The organism is Flavobacterium sp. R1_16 (genome assembly GCF_057652095.1).
Map to the genome: position 1 here is coordinate 718,486 of NZ_JBYFCG010000001.1, position 19,917 is coordinate 738,402.

The 19,917-nt window shown below is 34.0% G+C and carries 13 protein-coding genes; 9 read left to right on the forward strand and 4 right to left on the reverse strand.

Annotation, left to right across the window (positions count from 1 at the left end; all coding sequences use genetic code 11):
- Positions 1 to 241 precede the first annotated feature (241 nt).
- A complete protein-coding gene (locus AC23L6_RS03075) occupies positions 242 to 4,204 on the forward strand; it encodes a T9SS type A sorting domain-containing protein (RefSeq protein ID WP_487560831.1) in 3,963 nt (1,320 codons plus the stop codon).
- Between the two features lie 66 nt (positions 4,205 to 4,270).
- On the opposite strand, the gene AC23L6_RS03080 is transcribed toward AC23L6_RS03075, so the two are convergent.
- Both AC23L6_RS03080 and AC23L6_RS03085 read right to left on the reverse strand, forming a co-directional pair.
- Positions 4,271 to 4,486, reverse strand: coding sequence for a hypothetical protein (locus AC23L6_RS03080; RefSeq protein ID WP_487560832.1), 216 nt, complete (start codon positions 4,484 to 4,486; stop codon positions 4,271 to 4,273).
- Positions 4,487 to 4,581: 95 nt separating this feature from the next.
- On the reverse strand, positions 4,582 to 6,171 hold the full coding sequence (locus AC23L6_RS03085; protein WP_487560833.1) for a peptide chain release factor 3: 1,590 nt from the start codon (positions 6,169 to 6,171) through the stop codon (positions 4,582 to 4,584).
- Positions 6,172 to 6,424: 253 nt separating this feature from the next.
- Here AC23L6_RS03085 and AC23L6_RS03090 point away from each other — a divergent pair, with 253 nt between their 5' ends.
- The 4 genes from AC23L6_RS03090 to AC23L6_RS03105 are packed head-to-tail and all read left to right on the forward strand — an operon-like array spanning position 6,425 to position 11,644.
- Positions 6,425 to 8,389: a peptidylprolyl isomerase gene (locus AC23L6_RS03090; protein ID WP_487560834.1), complete on the forward strand. Its 1,965-nt coding sequence runs from the start codon at positions 6,425 to 6,427 to the stop codon at positions 8,387 to 8,389.
- Positions 8,389 to 9,240 carry a hypothetical protein gene (locus tag AC23L6_RS03095; RefSeq protein WP_487560835.1) on the forward strand — a complete coding sequence of 284 codons (852 nt, stop codon included), beginning with the start codon at positions 8,389 to 8,391 and terminating at the stop codon, positions 9,238 to 9,240. The genes AC23L6_RS03090 and AC23L6_RS03095 overlap by 1 nt, the downstream gene beginning before the upstream one ends.
- A complete protein-coding gene (locus AC23L6_RS03100) occupies positions 9,203 to 10,630 on the forward strand; it encodes a peptidylprolyl isomerase (RefSeq protein ID WP_487560891.1) in 1,428 nt (475 codons plus the stop codon). The genes AC23L6_RS03095 and AC23L6_RS03100 overlap by 38 nt, the downstream gene beginning before the upstream one ends.
- A gap of 60 nt (positions 10,631 to 10,690) precedes the next feature.
- The gene (locus tag AC23L6_RS03105) at positions 10,691 to 11,644 is read left to right on the forward strand and encodes an AAA family ATPase (protein ID WP_487560836.1); all 954 of its coding nucleotides are present in this window, start codon (positions 10,691 to 10,693) and stop codon (positions 11,642 to 11,644) included.
- Here AC23L6_RS03105 and AC23L6_RS03110 read toward each other — a convergent pair.
- On the reverse strand, positions 11,631 to 12,776 hold the full coding sequence (locus tag AC23L6_RS03110) for a hypothetical protein (protein ID WP_487560837.1): 1,146 nt from the start codon (positions 12,774 to 12,776) through the stop codon (positions 11,631 to 11,633). The two genes, AC23L6_RS03105 and AC23L6_RS03110, sit on opposite strands and share 14 nt — an antisense overlap.
- Positions 12,777 to 12,813: 37 nt before the next feature.
- On the opposite strand from AC23L6_RS03110, the gene AC23L6_RS03115 reads away from it, so the two are divergent.
- The 4 genes from AC23L6_RS03115 (at position 12,814) to AC23L6_RS03130 (ending at position 19,377) form a co-directional block, all read left to right on the forward strand.
- Entirely contained in the window at positions 12,814 to 13,938 is a 1,125-nt protein-coding gene (locus AC23L6_RS03115; RefSeq protein WP_487560838.1) for an acyltransferase family protein, read from the forward strand.
- Positions 13,939 to 13,942: 4 nt separating this feature from the next.
- Complete coding sequence (locus AC23L6_RS03120) at positions 13,943 to 15,043, forward strand: acyltransferase family protein (protein ID WP_487560839.1); 1,101 nt, start codon at positions 13,943 to 13,945, stop codon at positions 15,041 to 15,043.
- Between the two features lie 182 nt (positions 15,044 to 15,225).
- Positions 15,226 to 17,490, forward strand: a complete 2,265-nt coding sequence (locus AC23L6_RS03125; RefSeq protein ID WP_487560840.1) for an aconitate hydratase — start codon at positions 15,226 to 15,228, stop codon at positions 17,488 to 17,490.
- Positions 17,491 to 17,772: 282 nt separating this feature from the next.
- A complete protein-coding gene (locus AC23L6_RS03130; RefSeq protein WP_487560841.1) occupies positions 17,773 to 19,377 on the forward strand; it encodes a DUF4832 domain-containing protein in 1,605 nt (534 codons plus the stop codon).
- A gap of 76 nt (positions 19,378 to 19,453) precedes the next feature.
- Here AC23L6_RS03130 and AC23L6_RS03135 read toward each other — a convergent pair whose 3' ends face one another.
- A complete protein-coding gene (locus AC23L6_RS03135; RefSeq protein WP_487560842.1) occupies positions 19,454 to 19,837 on the reverse strand; it encodes a hypothetical protein in 384 nt (127 codons plus the stop codon).
- Positions 19,838 to 19,917: the final 80 nt, after the last annotated feature.

Here is a 19,917-nt window from a genome sequence, read left to right on the forward strand (position 1 = left end):
AATATTAGTTTAGGTTAAGACGAGAGGCCTTTCATTTTATGAGAGGCTTTTTTTATGTTTTGTGCTTAATTTGTAAGAAAAAAGAAATAAAAAATAAAATAATATGTATTTAATCGATAAAAATGGTATTTAATCTGATTTTTTAAAAAAGTTTGATAGTTTTGTTTTAAAATCACCTTTATTGTAAGATAAAGACTAAAAAGAGAACTGTTTACATCAAGAAGAATTAACCCCAATCGACATGAAAAAAGTACTGCTAAGCTTTAATACGGGATGTGTTATATTATTTATCTTTTCCTTAAATATCGTATTCGGACAAACTAAAACTTATGTTGGTTCAAACTCAGGCAATTGGAATACTTCTGCAAATTGGAGTCCAAGTGGAATCCCAACTTCAACGAATGATATCATCATACCTTCTGGCAAGACGGTTACTATTTCGTCTGATTCTTTTGCAAAGAGTATAAGTGTTTCAGGAACTTTAACTATCAATAACGCAATACAGCTTACGGTATACACTAATTTTACTGTAAACTCAGGAGGAAGTTTTATTATGCCTGGAGGCTCATCATTAGCAACATTAGTTGTATATGGTGATTATATCAACAACGGATCAACTGATTTTTGGAAAAGTAATGTCGTAATTGCAGGAAATTTATTAAGCCCTGCTACTTCAACTTTACAGAAACAAGGTAATGTTGTTGTAGGTGGAAATATTATTGGAGTTTTTGATACCACTGGTGGTAATGGAACGGGTCAGATTTATGCGGTTAACCCTAATGCAACAGTTACCATTACACCTAGTTCTATAGATGCAAATGTTGTCCCAGGAGTTCAAGTAACCAGTCCTGAGACTCAAACCTTAATAGATTTAGTTAACTCTGTTATTTATGGCACTTCTTGTTCTTTTTCATGTAGTGCTAATAATGTCTCTGCTTGTTCAGGAACAAATTCTGTATTTTCAGTTACTACTACTGCAAGTTCACCTTCTTATCAATGGCAGGTTAATAAGAATGATGGAGCGGGATGGAACAATTTAACCAACAATACAACCTATTCTGGAGTAACTGCAGTAAATCTTACAGTGACCAATGTAAGTGTAGCCATGAATAATTATAAATATAGGGTAACGGTAACATCTGGAGGTTGTTCGAAGTATAGCAACTATGGAGTGTTAACAGTTTCTGCAACAACAACTTCCACGACGGGTTCAGTAACAGGAGGTTCTACAATTTGTTCGGGCTCTACTAGTGCTCTGCTGACATTGTCTGGTTCTACAGGAACAGTATTGCGTTGGGAAAGTTCAGTAAGTCCGTTTAGCTCATGGACCACAATTGCCAATACTTCTACTACTTATACTTCAGGAGCTTTGAATCAAACAACACAATTTCGAGCAGTTGTTCAAAATGGAGTTTGCTCCACCGCTACATCATCAGCGACTACCGTTACTATTGCGGCCACAAACACAGTAGGAGCAGCATCAACAACTCCAACATTGTGTATTAATGCTCTATTAACAGCAATTACCCATTCAACAACAGGGGCAACCGGAATAGGAACTCCAATAGGTCTGCCTACAGGAGTATCAGCATCATGGTCAGCTGATAGAATAACCATTAATGGGACTCCAACAGTATCTGGAACTTTTAATTATACAATTCCATTAACTGGAGGCTGTGGTAGCCTAAATGCTACAGGAACCATTGTGGTGAATCCAAACGTAACTGCTAGTGTAAGTATTGTTTCTAATGATGCAGATAATACTATTTGCTCAGGAACTAGTGTCACTTTTACAGCTACACCAACAAACGGAGGAACACCGAGTTATCAATGGAAATGGAATGGAACCAATGTAGGAACCAATAGTGCTACTTATACCACTACTGGTTTGGGTAATAATGCTCAAATAGCAGTTGTTATGACTTCAACCGCAGTTTGTGTTCTAAGCTCTCCTGCTACTTCTAATACAATTGTAACAACGGTTAGTCCAATTTCTGTTGCAGGTACTGTTTCTTCAAACCAAACTATTACATCGGGTTCAACACCTTCTTCTATCGTTTTGACAGGAAGTGTAGGAGCAATTCAATGGCAGTCATCAACTAATAATGTGAATTTCACAAATATCAATGGAGCGACCTCGGCAACATTATTAGGTACAAGTATTGGTCCATTATCGGCAACTACTTATTTCAGAGCTTTAGTTTCCAGTGGAGTTTGTACAACTGTTACATCAGGAACTGTTACAGTAACGGTTCAGTCTGACTTTCAAGTGGGAACAGTATCGACCAATCAATCTATTTGTTATGGAACACAACCTAGTGATATTAGCGTTGTGGGGAGCGTAGGTTCTATTCAATGGCAGTCTTCCATAGATAATAACACATTTACGAATATCGTTGGAGCCAATTCAGCAATCTTAACTGGAGCAACAATTGGTGCACTTACAAGAACCACTTATTTTAAATGTATTGTAACTAGAGGGCAGAGTAATACAGGAACAGCAGGAACAGTAACAATAACTGTTGGTAGTAATACTATTTGGAACGGAACTTCATGGAGTAATGGTGTACCAACAAGTTTAAGTATAGCCACTATTTCGGGCAATTACAGTGAGGCAACTAATATCAGTGCTTGCTCATTAACGGTAAACAATAATGCGATTGTGATTATCCCATCGGGTTATACCATTACTCTGAATAACGCTTTGACTGTTGAAAATGGATGTAGTTTTACATTAGAGAATAATGCTAATTTAATTCAAGGAGGAACAACAAACACCAATTCGGGAGCGATTATTGTTAAGCGAAATAGCTCTCAATTGATGCGTCAGGATTATACGTTATGGTCTTCTCCAGTGGCTAATCAGAATGTTTTGGCTTTTTCTCCCAATACACTCACAAATCGATTTTATGGGTATGATTCCACAACAAATTTTTATACGCCAATAGTGCCTTCAACAACTGTCTTTACCCCTGGGAAAGGATTGTTGATTAGAGTTCCCAATACGCATCCTACCACACCAACAGTTTGGACTGGTAAGTTTACCGGAGTGCCTAATAACGGTGAGTACACCTATAATCTACACTATGATGTAGTTTCAAAACCCTCACAAAGTCTTATTTATAACTTGGTTGGGAATCCTTATCCATCGCCAATTAATATGTCTCGATTCGTGGCAGATAATAGCAACGTAATTACGGGAACCTTGTATTTTTGGAGGGAAACTAATGGCAACACCAATAATAACTCTTATTGTGCATGGTCTGGCGGAACTTTTATTTCGAATTATGAATCACAGGTTGTTGATCCAAATGGTATTATTCAGACTGGTCAAGGCTTTTTTGTTGAGGCAAAATCAGCAGCACCATTAGTATTTAAAAATTCACAGCGAGAGGCAAATACTTCCAATCAGTTTTTCAGAATGGCTGGGAATACTGAAGAGAGAAATACCATTTGGTTGAATGCGAAAAGTGCTTCAGGGGCTTTTTCTCAAATGGCTGTGGGTTATATAAGTGGAGCTACACAAGGAGTCGATTTATTTGACGGAAAATCTTTTGGAGGAGGACCAATAGCCTTAAGTTCCATTTTGGAGGATACTAATTATGTAATTCAAGGTCGAGCCTTGCCATTTGATGATTCTGACGAAGTGCCTTTAGGTTTCAGGGCAAAAACTGCTGGGGACTACACCATAGCTATTGATCATGTAATAGGTTTGTTTAGTGGGAATCAAGATATTTTCTTGAAAGATAATTTGACCAATACTCTACATAATCTAAAAGTAGGGTCTTACACTTTTAGTTCTGATGCAGGTAGTTTTAATAGTCGTTTTACATTAGTGTTTAAAAACCAGAGTTTGGCGGTTGACAACTTTGCTTCTAATTCTAACATAGGAATTGTTTTCACCAATAATGACAATATGATAACTATTCAGAATGATGATTTGGATTCAAGAGTATTAACTGTAAGCTTATACAATTTAGTAGGTCAGGTAATTAATACTTGGGATGTACAAAATGAAAATCAACAAAAAATGCAAGTACAAGTCAGAGATTTGTCAATTGGTACTTACTTAGTTAAAGTAAAAACCACTAAAGGAGACGCTACTAAAAAGATACTTGTAAAAAATACAAAGTTGACCCTTACACCTAAAAAAATAGACAAAGAACTTCCAAAAGAGAAAAGTGTTTTAGCTGATGAGGATTAAATCTCAGCTTTATTAATAAAAAAAACCAGTTTCATTTGAAACTGGTTTTTTTTATTTTGGTATCTATTATACTGCTTCTTTGTGTCTATTTTTTATAGTGTAAAAGGCAAATAGAATTGCTGCTATAGCTAATAGTATTAATTTCCCGTTTATTGGTGCTGGAGGTGGGTCATCACCTTCAAGTCCACCTCCCGGTTGGTCTTGACCAGGTTGAGCAAATGATATGAAATCAGCCAATAGGAAGAAAGCAAGTATGTAAAGTTTAAATATGTTATTTTTCATACTGTTTTTAATTTTGCACAAAGTTACAAATCAAATCTTCAAAAACTAATTAATGAAACATAAATATATCATTTTTTTAATTCTAAATGCAGGGTTTAATCAAATTCTGAAGTGAAAAATAATTTTACGTTTGGAAATTTACTTTGAGTCATTTGAATGGTAAAATCAGAGTCAGCAAGAAATACCAGTTGCTTGTACTTGTCGTAAGCGAGGAATTTTTGCTTGATTCTTCTAAATTCTTTAAACTCTTCACTCTTGGGGTCGTTTGGTTTTACCCAACAGGCTTTATGAACAGGGAAGTTTTCATACGTGCACTTGGCCCCGTATTCATGTTCCAATCGGTACTGTATTACCTCATATTGAAGTGCTCCAACGGTTCCAATAATTTTTCTATTGTTCATTTCCAAAGTAAATAATTGGGCGACACCCTCGTCCATTAACTGGTCCACACCTTTGTCAAGTTGCTTTGCCTTCATAGGGTCGGCATTGTTAATATAACGAAAATGTTCAGGTGAAAAACTTGGAATTCCTTTAAAACTCATTATTTCCCCCTCGGTAAGCGTATCTCCAATTTTGAAGTTTCCAGTATCGTGCAATCCGACAATGTCTCCTGGATAGGATATGTCTACAATTTCTTTTTTTTCTGCAAAAAAGGCATTAGGACTAGAGAATTTTAATTGCTTTTTTTGGCGCACATGATAATAAGGTTTATTGCGTTCAAAAGTTCCCGATACAATTTTTATAAAAGCCAATCGGTCTCTGTGTTTTGGATCCATGTTTGCATGTATTTTGAATACAAAACCAGACATTTTCTCTTCCTCTGGATTCACTAAACGCGTTTCAGATTCTTTAGGCCTTGGTGAAGGAGCAATAGTTACAAAACAATCCAACAATTCTCTAACTCCAAAGTTGTTTAGGGCAGAGCCAAAAAATACAGGTTGCATTTTACCTTCTAAATAGGCTTGGCGGTCAAATTTTGGATACACTTCATCAATTAATTCCAATTCATCTCTTAATTTTTCGGCAGGTTTTGACCCTATGATTTTATCTAATTCAGGACTTTTAACATCTGAAAAAGCAATCGTTTCTTCAATGTTCTTTCTGCTATCTCCACTAAATAGGTTGATGTTTTGTTCCCAGAGATTGTAAATTCCTTGAAAATCGTAGCCCATACCAATAGGGAAGCTCAAAGGCGTAACTGTTAAACCTAATTTTTGTTCAACCTCGTCCATTAAATCGAAAGCATCATTACCTTCTCGGTCTAATTTATTGATAAAAACAATAATTGGGATGTTTCGCATTCTACACACTGCTACCAACTTCTCAGTTTGTTCTTCGACTCCTTTTGCCACGTCAATGACTACAATTACACTATCGACTGCGGTTAATGTTCTAAAGGTATCTTCAGCAAAATCCTTGTGACCAGGCGTATCTAGAATATTTATTTTTTTATCTTTATAATTGAAAGCCAATACCGAGGTGGATACTGAAATTCCTCTTTGGCGTTCAATTTCCATAAAATCGGAAGTAGCTCCTTTTTTTATTTTGTTGTTTTTTACGGCACCCGCCTCTTGAATTGCACCTCCAAAAAGTAGTAATTTTTCTGTTAGAGTGGTTTTTCCAGCATCGGGATGCGAGATAATTCCAAAGGTTCTTCGACGTTCAATTTCTTTTAAAAAGCTCATATTTGTTATTAATGGATTGCAAAAATAGTATTTATTATACAAATAAATCATGCTTTGTAGCAAACGACTTTTTTTCGATGATTTTAATTCAAATAAATGAAGTTCAAGGCGTTTATAATTTTTTGTTAATAGTATTGGCTATAGTTGTATAATGCAATTGAATTGTTATTTTTGTTCACTAGATTTTGCTCGGAATATGGAGTTCCTGATTCAATACTAATTTTTACTAAATAGAAAATTTAAAATAATGAAAATGAAACAATTGTTTTTTGGAGTACTACTTTCTTTACATGTAATTGGTTATGCACAAGATAGTAAGAAGGAAGTTTTATTTACAATTGATGATAAACCCTATTACACAGATGAATTTATAAGGGTTTATAACAAGAATTTAGATTTAGTTAAAGACGAATCACAGAAAGACTTGACCCAATATTTACAGTTGTTCATTGGCTATAAGTTAAAAATCAATAAGGCAAATAAACTAGGATTACAAAACGGAGAATCCTATAAAAACGAGCTCAGTTCCTACAGAGCACAATTATCAAAAAATTATCTTACCGATTCTAAGGTCACCACAGAATTAGTTCAAGAAGCCTATGACCGTTCTTTGAAAGAAGTCAAAGCTGCTCACATTTTGATTACGGTAGATGAAAATGCGTCTCCAGCTGATACTTTAATTGCATATAAAAAGATTTCCGAGATTCGTCAGAAAGCCATTAGTGGTCAAGATTTTGGAACTTTGGCTGCAGAATATTCTCAAGACCCATCAGCAAAAGAAAATAAAGGAGAGTTAGGTTATTTCTCTGTTTTTAGAATGGTTTATCCATTTGAGTCGGCAGCTTTTACTACTCCAAAAGGCAAAATATCCAATCCATTCCGCACTCGTTTTGGCTATCATATTGTTAAGGTAGAAGATGTAAGAGACAACAGAGGAGAAGTTACTGTGGAGCATATTATGCTATTAAATGGCGACACCGATAAACCAGAGGAAATTGCAGCAAAAGAAAGTAAAATTAAAGACATACATAAAAAAATTCTTCAAGGTGAAAGTTTTGAAGATTTAGCGAAGCAATTTTCAGAAGATACTTCATCGTCTTCGAAGGGAGGCTTGCTGAATCGTTTTGGTTCTGGTCAACTTAGCTCAGAAGAGTTTGAAAATGCCGCTTTTTCATTGACAAAAGAAAATCCTATTTCAGCACCTTTTCAAAGTAAATTTGGTTGGCATATCGTTAAGTTGATAGAAAAACATCCTCTAAAACCTTTTGAAGAAGTAAAAGCAGAATTTGAAAATAAGGTAGGAAGAGACGATCGTTCCCGTTTGATTACTAATTCTCTCAACGAAAAATTGAGAAATAAATACCAGATTAAAAGAGATAATAAGGTCTATAAAACAACGGTTAAGGCAGTTACAGATGCGTTTTATGATTCTAAATGGGAACTGCCCACAGACACTAAACCCTATGATGGAAAATTATTTACCATTCAAGAAAAAAATGTTTCTGGAACAGATTTATTGAATTATATAGAAGACCAACAAACCAAGGGTTATAAGTTGAAACCCATTAACAAATTAGTTGATAATCTATATGAGAAATTTGTTGACGAAAAATTGAATACTTATTATAGTGATCATTTGGAATCTGAGTTTCCTGATTTTGCAAATATCATTGAGGAATATCGTGATGGATTATTGCTTTTTGATTTAATGGAAAAAGAAATTTGGGAGAAATCAAAAACTGATACTCTAGGTTTGCAATCTTTTTATAATTCCAGAAAAACAGATTATATGTGGAAAAATAGATTGGATGCTACTATTGCATCATCTACAAATAGTGAAGTTATAAAGAAAGCACAGAAATTATTCAAACAAAAAAATACTCCAGAGCAAATAAAAGAAAAATTAAATACCAATGATAAGGTCCAAATTATGACCAATACAGGTGTTTTTGAGGAAGGTAGCGAAGCTTTGCCAAAGAATTTGAAGTTTGTAACGGGTGTTTCGGATATTTTAAACGAAAAAGAATACTATTTTGTCGCTCAGGTAAATAAAGTACTACCGGTGGCCGAGAAGACACTTGAGGAATGTAAAGGAAAATTGATTAACGACTATCAACAATATTTAGAACAGAATTGGGTGGATGACTTGAAAAAGGAATTTTCAGTTTCTGTACATCAAGATGTTTTTGAAAAAATTAAAAAACAGCTTCAAAAATAATGTATAGAGGGTATGTCATACTTCTAGGATTATTCTTATTTTCTTCCTGTACTTATTTTAAACCAGAGGGTAAACCTCAGGCTATTGCTAGAGTAGAGAGCAGTTATTTGTACAGAGACGAAATTAAAGATTTAGTTCCCGTAGGCACCTCAAAAGAAGATAGTATTGTTATTGTTCGCAATTATATCAATAGATGGGCTTCCCAAAAATTATTGATAAATGCAGCTGAGGTTAATTTGAGTAAGGATACCAAATTGGCATTTGATGAATTGATAAAACAATATAAAATTGATTTGTACACCAAGGCATATATTGAAGAAATTGTAAAAAGAACTGTAGATACCGTCGTTACGGATTCGGAATTAAAATCGTACTACGACCAAAATAAAGAAAATTTTAGAACCAACGGCACATTGGTGCGATTGCGATACATTCATCTTGAAAAAGACAATCCAAAATACGAAACCATCAAGAGTAAATTTTTTGATTACAGAAAATCAGATAAGAAGTTTTGGAGCACCTATGCGCTACAATTAAAAAGTTTTGCATTCAATGATTCAGTTTGGGTAGAAATGAGCCAAATATATACTAAATTGCCATTCATAAACCCCGACAATAGGGATCAATATATTTCACCGGGTAAAACTATTCAACATGCCGATTCATTAGATATGTATCTAGTTAAGATTAGGGATGTAATGGATAAAAATCAGATAGGACCATTTGACTATTTGAAACCCACATTAAAAGAGGTGATTTTAAACAAGAGAAAGTTAGAATTAATTAAAAAATTTGAAAGTGAAATCACAAATGATGCCATTAAAGATAAAAAATATGAGATTTATAAATAGAAAGTTGCTATTCGCCATTTGTTGTTTTTCTTTACTAAGTTCCACCTTGTTTGCTCAAGAAATTATCAAGGACAGTGTTAAAACAGCAAAACCTCAATCTATAAGTCAACGCCAAAAAATTGATGGTATTATCGCCACTGTTGGGGATTATCTCATTTTAGATTCAGATATTGACAAGTCTTTTTTAGAAATTACCAGCCAAGGTGGTTCTGTTAAAGATATTTCAAGATGTCAAATGTTAGGCAAACTGTTGGAGGACAAACTCTATGCTCATCAAGCGATTCAGGATAGTATAAAAGTTACTGATGATGAGATAAAATCTAAACTAGAGGAGCAATTAGGCTACATGGTGGAGCAATTGGGTTCGATGGATAAGGTGGTAAAGTATTTCAAAAAACCAAGTGAAGCTGACTTTAGAGCAGACTTGTTTGAAATAATCAAGACCAATAAGTTGTCTTCTGAAATGATGAAGAAAATTATTGACAAGGTAGAGATAACTCCAGAGGAGGTGAGAAGCTTTTTTAAAAAAATTCCACAGAATGAGTTACCCGTTTTTGGGGCAGAAATGGAAGTTGCGCAAATTGTCATCAAACCTAAAGTTACAGAGGCGGAAAAACAAAAAGTTATCGACAGACTAAAATCCATTAGAGCCGATGTACTAGAGGGTTCCAGTTTTTCTACCAAAGCGGTATTGTATTCACAAGATCCAGGTTCTAGTTCCAATGGAGGGTATTACAAAATGAATAGGAAAACACCTTTTGTAAAGGAATTTAAAGATGTTGCTTTTAGTCTTGCTCAAGGTGAAATTTCAGAACCCTTCGAAACCGATTTTGGATACCACATTATTTATGTTGAAAAAATAAAGGGTCAAGAAATTGAATTACGACACATACTATTAGTTCCATCCATTTCGAATGAATCGATGAAGGAGGCCAAAGAAAAAATTAATATCATAAGAAAAAAGATTATCGATAAGGAAATTACTTTTGCGGAGGCAGCACGAACGGAATCTGATGAAAAAGAAACCAAAGCCAATGGCGGACAATTAGTAAATCCTAAAACACAAGATACCCATTTTGAATTGACAAAAATGGATCCAACTCTCTACAGTCAGGTTTCGAATTTAAAAGAAGGTGAAGTATCGCTTCCGGTAATTGATACCGATCAAAACGGAAAGAAAAAATACAAACTAGTTACAGTTACTAACAGAATTGACGAACACACCGCCGATTATGCAAAGGATTATATCAAAATTAAGGAATTGGCTTTGAAGGAAAAACAAATCAATGCTATTGCTAAGTGGTTTGATGAAAAAATTAAAGATACCTACATCAAAATTAATGGTGAATACAGAGATTGTGAGTTTACAAATAATTGGTTAAAAAAATAGAGATTTCAGATTTTTCGTTTTGTCTAAAATCGTAAATCTAAAATCATAAATCTAAAATATATGTCTGACGTAGCAGCAATACAGAGTTTAGTAGAAAAAAGAGCCGAATTAAAAAAAGAGATAGCTAAGATTATTGTGGGTCAAGATGAGGTTGTTGACCAGATTTTATTAAGTATTTTTTCTGGAGGCCATGCCTTGCTAGTTGGTGTCCCTGGTCTTGCAAAGACGTTGATAGTCAACACTATATCTCAAGCATTGGGATTAGATTTCAAACGAATTCAGTTCACCCCCGATTTGATGCCATCAGATATTTTAGGAAGTGAAATTCTAGATGAAAATCGTCATTTTAAATTTATAAAAGGACCCATTTTTTCTAATATTATTCTGGCAGACGAAATCAACAGAACACCGCCAAAGACCCAAGCGGCTTTATTAGAAGCCATGCAAGAACGGGCGGTTACTATTGCGGGACACAATTATAAACTCTCGTTGCCTTATTTTGTTTTGGCTACACAAAACCCAATAGAGCAAGAGGGTACTTATCCGCTTCCTGAAGCACAATTGGATCGTTTTATGTTTTCTATCAAACTGGATTATCCTTCATTTTCTGAAGAAGTTCAGGTTGTAAAAAGCACTACTTCGGATGCTAAAGTTACTATTAATTCCTTGTTCACTGCAGAAGAGATTATCAATTTTCAACACTTAATTCGACGTATTCCTGTGGCTGATAATGTTATAGAATATGCAGTAACCTTGGTGAGTAAAACACGCCCAGACAATTCTTTGTCTAACGATTATATAAAAAATTATATCGATTGGGGTGCAGGACCAAGAGCTTCACAAAATTTAATATTAGCTGCCAAAGCCCATGCTGCTTTCAATGGTAAATTTTCTCCAGATATAGAAGATGTCAAAACGGTTGCAGTTGGAATTTTGAGACACCGTGTGGTAAAGAACTATAAAGCTGATGCCGAAGGAATAACTATAGAAAAGATAATAGCTACCTTATATTAGTAGTTTTCAAAATCGAATCTAATTCTGCATCATAGAAGAATAGAAACATGCTTCCCATCATATCTTGATTTATCTTAGTGGTATTGTTTACTTCTAATACCAATTCGTATTCATGGTTTTGATACATCCAAATTCCAGATTCAGAGCTGAATGAAGTTATATTTGAAAGCCCTATTTTGTCTTTATGATTGGTTATTTTACTGGTAAAAATAGCTTTTTGAGTCGTTTTATCCCATAAAGTCAGCGAGGTGGCAAACGGATGTACATGTGTCGCTGCGGCATGCAAACGCATACTGTCTTTAATTTGCAATTGACCATCAATGCTGCTTCGGTACGTTTTCTTTCCAGTTGGAATTACCCAATGTCCAGATAATACATTACCATCACCATAATCATAACTGTGATTTTTGGTTTCGACAGGGATACAATAGTCTTTTCCAGGGTCGGTAGGGCTTTTATAAGGGTCAGATTTATCATAGGGCAACATGATAAAAACAGTCCGGTTTAGTAAGGGTTTGATACTCGCCTTATTTTTTGAATAATCGACAGTAACCTCGTGTTTGATACAGAAGTTCGCATTGGTGATATTGTGATTTAACGACTCGGTAGTTACATACAATAAATCGTTTCCTTTCATGGGAATTCCATATCCTTTTGGGAATGAAAAATTTTCTAAGCCATGAGAAAGTGAGGTTAATCGAGGATAATAGATACCGATTCGTTTTTCCAAATGGAAATTGGAGAAATATTTAGTGTCATTAAAATCAATATTGGTATGGCAAATGAAGTCGTTTGAAATCCTATTTTTAGTTTTTGAATCCAATGCTTTTACGTGAAAACCTGTAAGCCAAAGTAGAGTAGAATCTTTAGAGAGTTGAATATAGCTGGATGATTTTGGGCCTTCCATGGATTTATAAATACCATCAATATAAAAGGTTGGCGATATCATTTTGTATTCCAAATTGGAATTATCGATAATCCAATCATTATCAACGATTCCAGTTTTTTGAAGGAAAACGGTTTTTATAATGGCTTTGTGACGATTCGGCAGTTGCCAATACCCAATTCCAGCTCCAATGATGCAAATGAGGATAAAAACTCTTAAAAATTTATATATCTTTGATTTTGTCATGTATAGCAGATAACTAAAACCAAAAATACAATTTTAAATGATTGAATCAGAACGAAAAACGACTAAACGTATTTTTGGCTTAGATTTGTTAAGGGTCATTTCGATTGCTTTGGTTTTGTGTTCTCATACGTCTTGGATTTATCCACCGAGTTCGAGTTGGCTTGCTAAAGCTGTTGATATGTGTGGTTTTTTTGGAGTGGAATTGTTTTTTGTTTTGAGTGGTTTCCTGATTGGGAGCATTATTTACAAGCAGTTTTTGAGAGACGATTATGGTTTTAAAACCATGATGAATTTTTTGAATCGAAGGATGATTCGGATATTGCCTAATTATTATTTAATCATTTTGGTTAATGTAGGTATTGGCTATTTCATTGGTTATCCAATAACAGAATCGTGGAAGTATTTCTTCTTTTTCCAGAATTTTGCTTCTCCATTGCTTCCTTTTTTTCCTGAATCTTGGAGTATGCCTATAAAAGAGTATGGCTATTTGATAACCGTTTTTTTGTTGTTATTGGCATCGCAACTTTTTAGAAAAGTTCCCAGAGAGAAGCTCTTTTTGGGAGTGATTTTAGGGATGATTTTCTTTTTTTTCGTTTTAAAAATTCATTACTATTTCTATACTCCTAATACGACTATGGCTCAGTGGGATTTGTCCCTTCGTTCAGTGGTTGTTTACAGAATTGATACTGTTTTGATGGGTGTTTTGTTTGGTTATGTACATTGTAGGTTTCCCGATTTTTGGTGTAGATTTAGATTTAAATTTTTAGGAATTGGTTTTGTGTTATTGGCTGTATTACTATTTTGTTTGGGCTATCTAAAGTTGAAAATTGGGGAGTATCCCTTTTTTTGGAATGTTGTATGCTTGCCCTTAAATTCAGTAGCTTTGGTTTGTTTTTTACCTTTTTTTTCAGAATGGGAATTAGGTCCAAAGTTATGGAGAAAGCCAGTAGAATTGATTAGTGAAATCTCCTATTCGATATATTTACTGCATTATAGTATCGTACTTTATTTGATGAAACATTTTATAGATACTTCTGCATTTAGTCTTACACAATTGCATCTGTTTACCTTGATGTATATAAGCATAACATTATTTCTAAGTTATCTTTTGTATCAGTACTTTGAGAGACCAATGACTAAACTAAGAGATAAAAGAATATAAAACGATGAATACAAAGGTTTTATCAAAAGGGGGTACAGGTGTTGATTTGATGATGGCTGCAGCTATTGTTACCATCGTGTTTACCCAATTTTATTGGATTTTTCCACAAGGGAATACTATGTTCTCTCAAATAGTAAGTATGCTTCATTTTTTAAGTATTGAAACTTTTTTAGTTTTGAGTGGCTTCACGATTGGTAGAACTTTGCTGAATGTTTCTGAAAAGAGAGAGGCTGATTTTTCATCGATTTTACAGTTTTTGAAAAGTAGTTTTTTACAGATTATTCCATTTTACTTTTTTGCTTTAGTGTTGAATTATTTACTAGCTCGAGCATTTAATTATCCAACTGAATACAGTTGGAAATACTTGTTTTTTGCTCAAAATTTTCAGAGTCCAATGCCAGCTTTTTTTTCTGAGTCTTGGATAATTCCCATAGTTGTTTTTGCTAGCCTATTTTTGTCTTTTTCGCTATATTTTTATTATAAACTTTTTAAAAAAGACACAAAGAAGAGTTTTTTAGCAGTTGGTATTTTGGGAATTTTTGTCGGCTTATTTTTAAAATGGAACTACCATTTTTCTGTCGATACGACCACTATCAATCAGTGGGATAGAGGATTAAAATCCGTGGTGATTTATAGGCTTGATTCGGTTTGTATTGGAGCTCTTTTTTATGGTTTAAATCGGACTTTTAATTCTTTATGGTTGAAGTTCAAAAAGCTTTTACTGATTCTGGGAGTACTTGGTATTTTCTTTATTTTCTTTGGGATTGGTTATTTTAGGATACTTATAGATACATATTCGTTTTTTTGGAATGTTTTTTACCTACCTGTAGTCTCATTGTCTATCGCTTTTTTCATTCCTTTTTTCTCAGAATTGAAAATAGGAAGTGCTTTTTTTAAGCAAGTAACTTCAATAAGCTCTTTATTTTATCCTATTTATCTATTGCATTTTAGTATTGTGCTACACGCGATGTGCAATTTTTATCCAATAGGTTCTTTGAGTACTTTTGGAATTTTTCTTTTTTTCTTTTTCTATCTTTTCATAACCTTCTTTCTTGGTTTTATTTTGTCTCTAACATTAAAAAAGATATTTTTTCTAACAAATTGATTTTACTGGTGTTGATAGTTTAATTTTAAGGATTAATCTTAGACTTTTACTAATTATTTAGTCTAAAAAATACAATTTTTTGAATAATACTATTTGGGATAAGGACTATCATTAAATTTCTTTTAATTGTCATCTTTAATTCATAAATTTGCGCTACTAAAATAAAAAACACCTATATTATTATGGCTTTTGATATTGAAATGATTAAAAAAGTGTATGACAACATGGCGACTCGTGTTGATAAAGCACGCGAAATAGTTGGACGTCCACTTACTTTAACTGAGAAAATTTTATACAGTCACCTTTGGGATGGTCAGCCATCAAAAGCATTTGGTAGAGGTGTTGATTATGTTGACTTTGCACCAGATAGAGTAGCTTGTCAAGATGCTACCGCACAGATGGCATTGTTGCAATTTATGCATGCTGGAAAAAGTAAAGTAGCGGTTCCAACAACCGTTCATTGTGATCACTTGATTCAAGCAAAAGTTGGCGCTAAAACAGATTTACAAGTAGCGAACTCGCAATCCAAAGAAGTTTTTGATTTCCTTTCGTCTGTTTCAAATAAATATGGAATTGGATTTTGGAAACCAGGTTCAGGAATTATTCACCAAATCGTTTTAGAAAATTATGCTTTCCCAGGAGGAATGATGATTGGAACGGATTCACACACTGTAAATGCGGGTGGTTTAGGCATGCTAGCCATTGGTGTAGGTGGAGCTGATGCTGTGGATGTAATGTCTGGAATGTCATGGGAATTAAAATTTCCAAAATTGATAGGAGTAAAATTAACGGGTAAACTATCCGGATGGACGGCTCCGAAAGATGTTATTTTGAAGGTTGCTGATATCTTAACTGTAAAAGGAGGAACAGGAGCTATAGTTGAATATTTTGGAGAAGGTGCAGAAGCGATGTCATGTACTGGTAAGGGAACCATTTGTAACATGGGCGCTGAAATAGGAGCAACTACTTCTACTTTTGGTTATGATGATTCCATGAGAAGATATTTGTCAGCAACAGGTCGTCAGGATGTAGTTGATGCAGCAGACAAAGTAGCCTCTTATTTAACAGCTGATGCTGAAGTATATGCTAATCCAGCAAACTATTTTGACCAATTAATCGAAATCAATTTATCAGAATTAGAACCACATATTAATGGACCGTTTACACCAGATAGAGGTACGCCAGTTTCTAAAATGAAAGAAGAGGCAGCTGCAAATGGTTGGCCTTTAAAAGTAGAGTGGGGATTGATAGGTTCTTGTACCAACTCTTCTTACGAAGATATGTCTCGAGCGGCTTCAATTGTAAGACAAGCTGTAGCACATGGAATTACACCAAAAGCAGAGTTTGGAATTAATCCAGGTTCAGAGCAAATTCGCTATACTATTGAAAGAGACGGAATCATTGCTGATTTTGAAAAAATGGGAACTAAAGTGTTTACCAATGCTTGTGGTCCTTGTATTGGACAATGGGATAGAGAAGGAGCTGATAAAGGAGAAAAAAATACCATTGTACATTCATTCAATCGTAATTTTTCCAAAAGGGCCGACGGTAACCCTAATACACACGCTTTCGTTACTTCTCCAGAAATGGTTGCTGCTTTGGCAATTTCAGGACGTTTGGATTTTAATCCATTAACGGATACTTTATTGAATGATAAAGGAGAAGCCGTAAAATTGAATGCTCCATTTGGTGATGAATTGCCAAGTAGAGGTTTTGATGTAGAAGATGCTGGTTTTCAAGCACCAGCAGCAGATGGTTCTAATGTTGAGGTAGCTGTTTCTAAAACATCAGATCGTTTACAGTTGCTAGCTCCATTTGAAGCATGGGATGGAAAAAATTATACTGGAGCTAAATTGTTAATTAAGGCTTTTGGTAAATGTACTACTGACCACATTTCTATGGCAGGTCCTTGGTTGCGTTTTCGTGGTCATTTGGATAATATTTCAAATAATATGTTGATTGGTGCCGAGAATGCTTTTAATAAAAAAACAAATTCTGTTAAAAATCAATTGACAGGTACTTATGATGCTGTACCTGCTGTTCAAAGAGCCTATAAAGCTGCTGGAATACCTTCGATAGTTGTGGGAGACCATAATTACGGCGAAGGTTCTTCTCGTGAGCACGCTGCAATGGAACCACGTTTCTTGGGTGTGAAAGCGGTTTTAGTAAAATCGTTCGCTCGTATACACGAGACTAACTTGAAAAAGCAAGGTATGTTAGCATTAACTTTTGCTAACGAAGCGGATTATGATAAAATACAAGAAGACGATACTATCAACTTTTTAGACTTGACTGAATTTGCACCAGGAAAACCATTATCATTAGAATTTGTTCATGCTGATGGAACTAAGGATATAATTTTAGCAAATCATACCTATAACGATAGTCAGATTGGATGGTTTGTAGCTGGTTCAGCACTAAATTTAATTGCTGCTGGTAAAGCTTAATATCAATAAAAATTTTCTTTCAAACCTCGAATTATATTCGAGGTTTTTTTGTTTTTACAACTATTTTTCATGTCATTTTGCAAGTTGTATATTATATGTAAAAACTTACAAAAAAAATATTTTAACGTATTTAATCGATTAAAAATATATTTTCATCGATTTTTTAAAATTCATATATCTTTTATAATATTAATTTGTAATGCATTCTTATTGACCCCAAGCAATTTGAATGTATCAGCTCCCAAGCTACCAAAAAAATGTATAATTCTTAACCTAGCTATTATGAAAAAATTATTACTAATGCTACTTTTCAGCGTAGCCTCGCAATCACAAACTCAAAGCTATACTTCTAGCTCTGAAATTTTTTCCAATCCAGAACGTGGTTGGTATAAATATTCAAAATCACCGTCAAGCACTGGAACATTTTCATTTCTATCTCAATCTTCATTAACAAGTATGAGAGTAAATGAAAAAATAACTCTGATGCTAAGAATTTATGATTTAGGTGCTTTTAAAACGACACCAATATCTCAAACATTTTTAGATAATATCCAAACGGATTTTAACACTTTACGAGCTTCTGGGGTTAAATGTGTACTTAGATTCAGATACAGTGAAACAGATGATATTGAAGCTCCAAAAGCGTTATTGCTTTCTCACATTGACCAGTTAAAAGCAATTACTATTCCTAATCAAGATGTTATATCTTGTGTCGAGGCGGGATTCATAGGTCAGTATGGAGAATGGTATTATTCAAAAAATTATGGAACTAGCTCTTTGACGTCTCAAAATATAGCTGACAGAAAAGAGATTGGATTGAAAATATTAGAGTTAGCACCAGATAGAATGGTAGCTTTTAGAACACCAACTTTTCAGACTCTTGTTGGCGGAGCGACTCCAATTTCATCTACTGAGGCCTACAAAGGAACAGTAAATTCAAGGGTAGCTTTACACAATGATGCATTTTTATCGAGTTCTTCCGATGTTGGAACCTTTAGCAATACTACAAAAGAATATCCTTATTTAGAAAGTCAATCTAAATATACTTTTTGCGGAGGAGAATCCAATCAACTAAACACTACTTATCAAAATTGTACGAATGCTGTAAGTATGTTAAATAAATTTCATTATAACTATCTAAACATTGGATACTATGGAGCAACATTAGATTTATGGAAAACTAGCGGTTGTTATGATGAAATTCAAAGAAGATTAGGGTATCGATTTGAAATGTTAAACTCAACGATTTCTAATGGAGCTCTAACTATTAATTTACAAAATATAGGTTTTGGTAATGTGTTCAATGATAGAAAAGCTTACTTAGTAATGAAAAATACTTCAACAGGTTCTGAATATTCTTTTCAATTGAATACAGATGTTAGATTATGGCACAGTGGTTCACCAGTTCAAATCAAACAAAATTTAAATGTTGATGTACCTGTAGGAACCTATGAATTATTTCTAAATCTACCTGATCCAAAAGTAAAAAGTTCATTATTTTCAATTCAATTGGCCAATGTAGGAACTTGGGATTCTGTAAAAGGATACAATAAATTAAATCAAACGTATACTGTTTCATCAGTTGTGGCAGTAACTCCAACAGAGCCAACAACAACAACTACTACCACAACAACTCCAACAACTACCACTACTCCAACAACAACTACACCTACAACTACAGCTCCAGCGGTACAAATTGTTTTGGTTAATAATTCCATTATTACCGTTTATAATTTGCCTACAAGAAGTTTTACAGTAGAAGTCTATAATTTAACAGGTAGATTAAGGTCTAAATCACTTGATATTTCAGATTTGCGAAAAGGATATTATATCGTTAAGATTTATGCAAATGGAGTTGTATACACACAAAAAATTTACAAGAAATAGTTCAGATAGAATTTAATAAATAGAAAGCCGTCCAATTTGGACGGCTTCTTTTTTTATTAAAACTAATAGTATAAAATTATGCTATAGTACTGTTGTAGTTAGTAGCTTTTTTCAAGAAAGCTTTGATTAACAAACGGTTTGGAGCAATTCCTGATTGAATCATTTGTTTTTTGCTGTTAGTTGAAAACTCACCTGATTGATTGTTAGAAGGAGTTTGTTTCGTTCCCATAAACCAAGAAACAAAATTCATTGTAGTGTTTGTTGTAGTAGTTGTTTGAGCAGTAGCAACAATCTCATCTGAAGAAGCAACTGTAAAAGTAGTAGTAGAAGTTGCAACAGTAGATTGAACATTTTGCCCTACCATTCCAACACTTGATAATAAAAACAAAACAAATACAACAACTAATCCCGTTCTTGAGAAAGAATTTTGAGTTGTTTTATTTTGAGTTGTTGTTTTCATCTTTAGTATGTGTTAGTGGTTGTGTTTCTAATACATGTCAAAGATAGGGTAGCAGTATAGCCGTAACAATTATTTTCGTT

What these genes read in the sequence shown, in the direction of transcription:
- AC23L6_RS03075 (WP_487560831.1), top strand. Translation starts at nt 242, where the DNA reads ATGAAAAAAGTACTGCTAAGCTTTAATACGGGATGTGTTATATTATTT.
- AC23L6_RS03080 (WP_487560832.1), bottom strand. Translation starts at nt 4,486, where the DNA reads ATGAAAAATAACATATTTAAACTTTACATACTTGCTTTCTTCCTATTG.
- AC23L6_RS03085 (WP_487560833.1), bottom strand. Translation starts at nt 6,171, where the DNA reads ATGAGCTTTTTAAAAGAAATTGAACGTCGAAGAACCTTTGGAATTATC.
- AC23L6_RS03090 (WP_487560834.1), top strand. Translation starts at nt 6,425, where the DNA reads ATGAAACAATTGTTTTTTGGAGTACTACTTTCTTTACATGTAATTGGT.
- AC23L6_RS03095 (WP_487560835.1), top strand. Translation starts at nt 8,389, where the DNA reads ATGTATAGAGGGTATGTCATACTTCTAGGATTATTCTTATTTTCTTCC.
- AC23L6_RS03100 (WP_487560891.1), top strand. Translation starts at nt 9,203, where the DNA reads ATGCCATTAAAGATAAAAAATATGAGATTTATAAATAGAAAGTTGCTA.
- AC23L6_RS03105 (WP_487560836.1), top strand. Translation starts at nt 10,691, where the DNA reads ATGTCTGACGTAGCAGCAATACAGAGTTTAGTAGAAAAAAGAGCCGAA.
- AC23L6_RS03110 (WP_487560837.1), bottom strand. Translation starts at nt 12,776, where the DNA reads ATGACAAAATCAAAGATATATAAATTTTTAAGAGTTTTTATCCTCATT.
- AC23L6_RS03115 (WP_487560838.1), top strand. Translation starts at nt 12,814, where the DNA reads ATGATTGAATCAGAACGAAAAACGACTAAACGTATTTTTGGCTTAGAT.
- AC23L6_RS03120 (WP_487560839.1), top strand. Translation starts at nt 13,943, where the DNA reads ATGAATACAAAGGTTTTATCAAAAGGGGGTACAGGTGTTGATTTGATG.
- AC23L6_RS03125 (WP_487560840.1), top strand. Translation starts at nt 15,226, where the DNA reads ATGGCTTTTGATATTGAAATGATTAAAAAAGTGTATGACAACATGGCG.
- AC23L6_RS03130 (WP_487560841.1), top strand. Translation starts at nt 17,773, where the DNA reads ATGAAAAAATTATTACTAATGCTACTTTTCAGCGTAGCCTCGCAATCA.
- AC23L6_RS03135 (WP_487560842.1), bottom strand. Translation starts at nt 19,837, where the DNA reads ATGAAAACAACAACTCAAAATAAAACAACTCAAAATTCTTTCTCAAGA.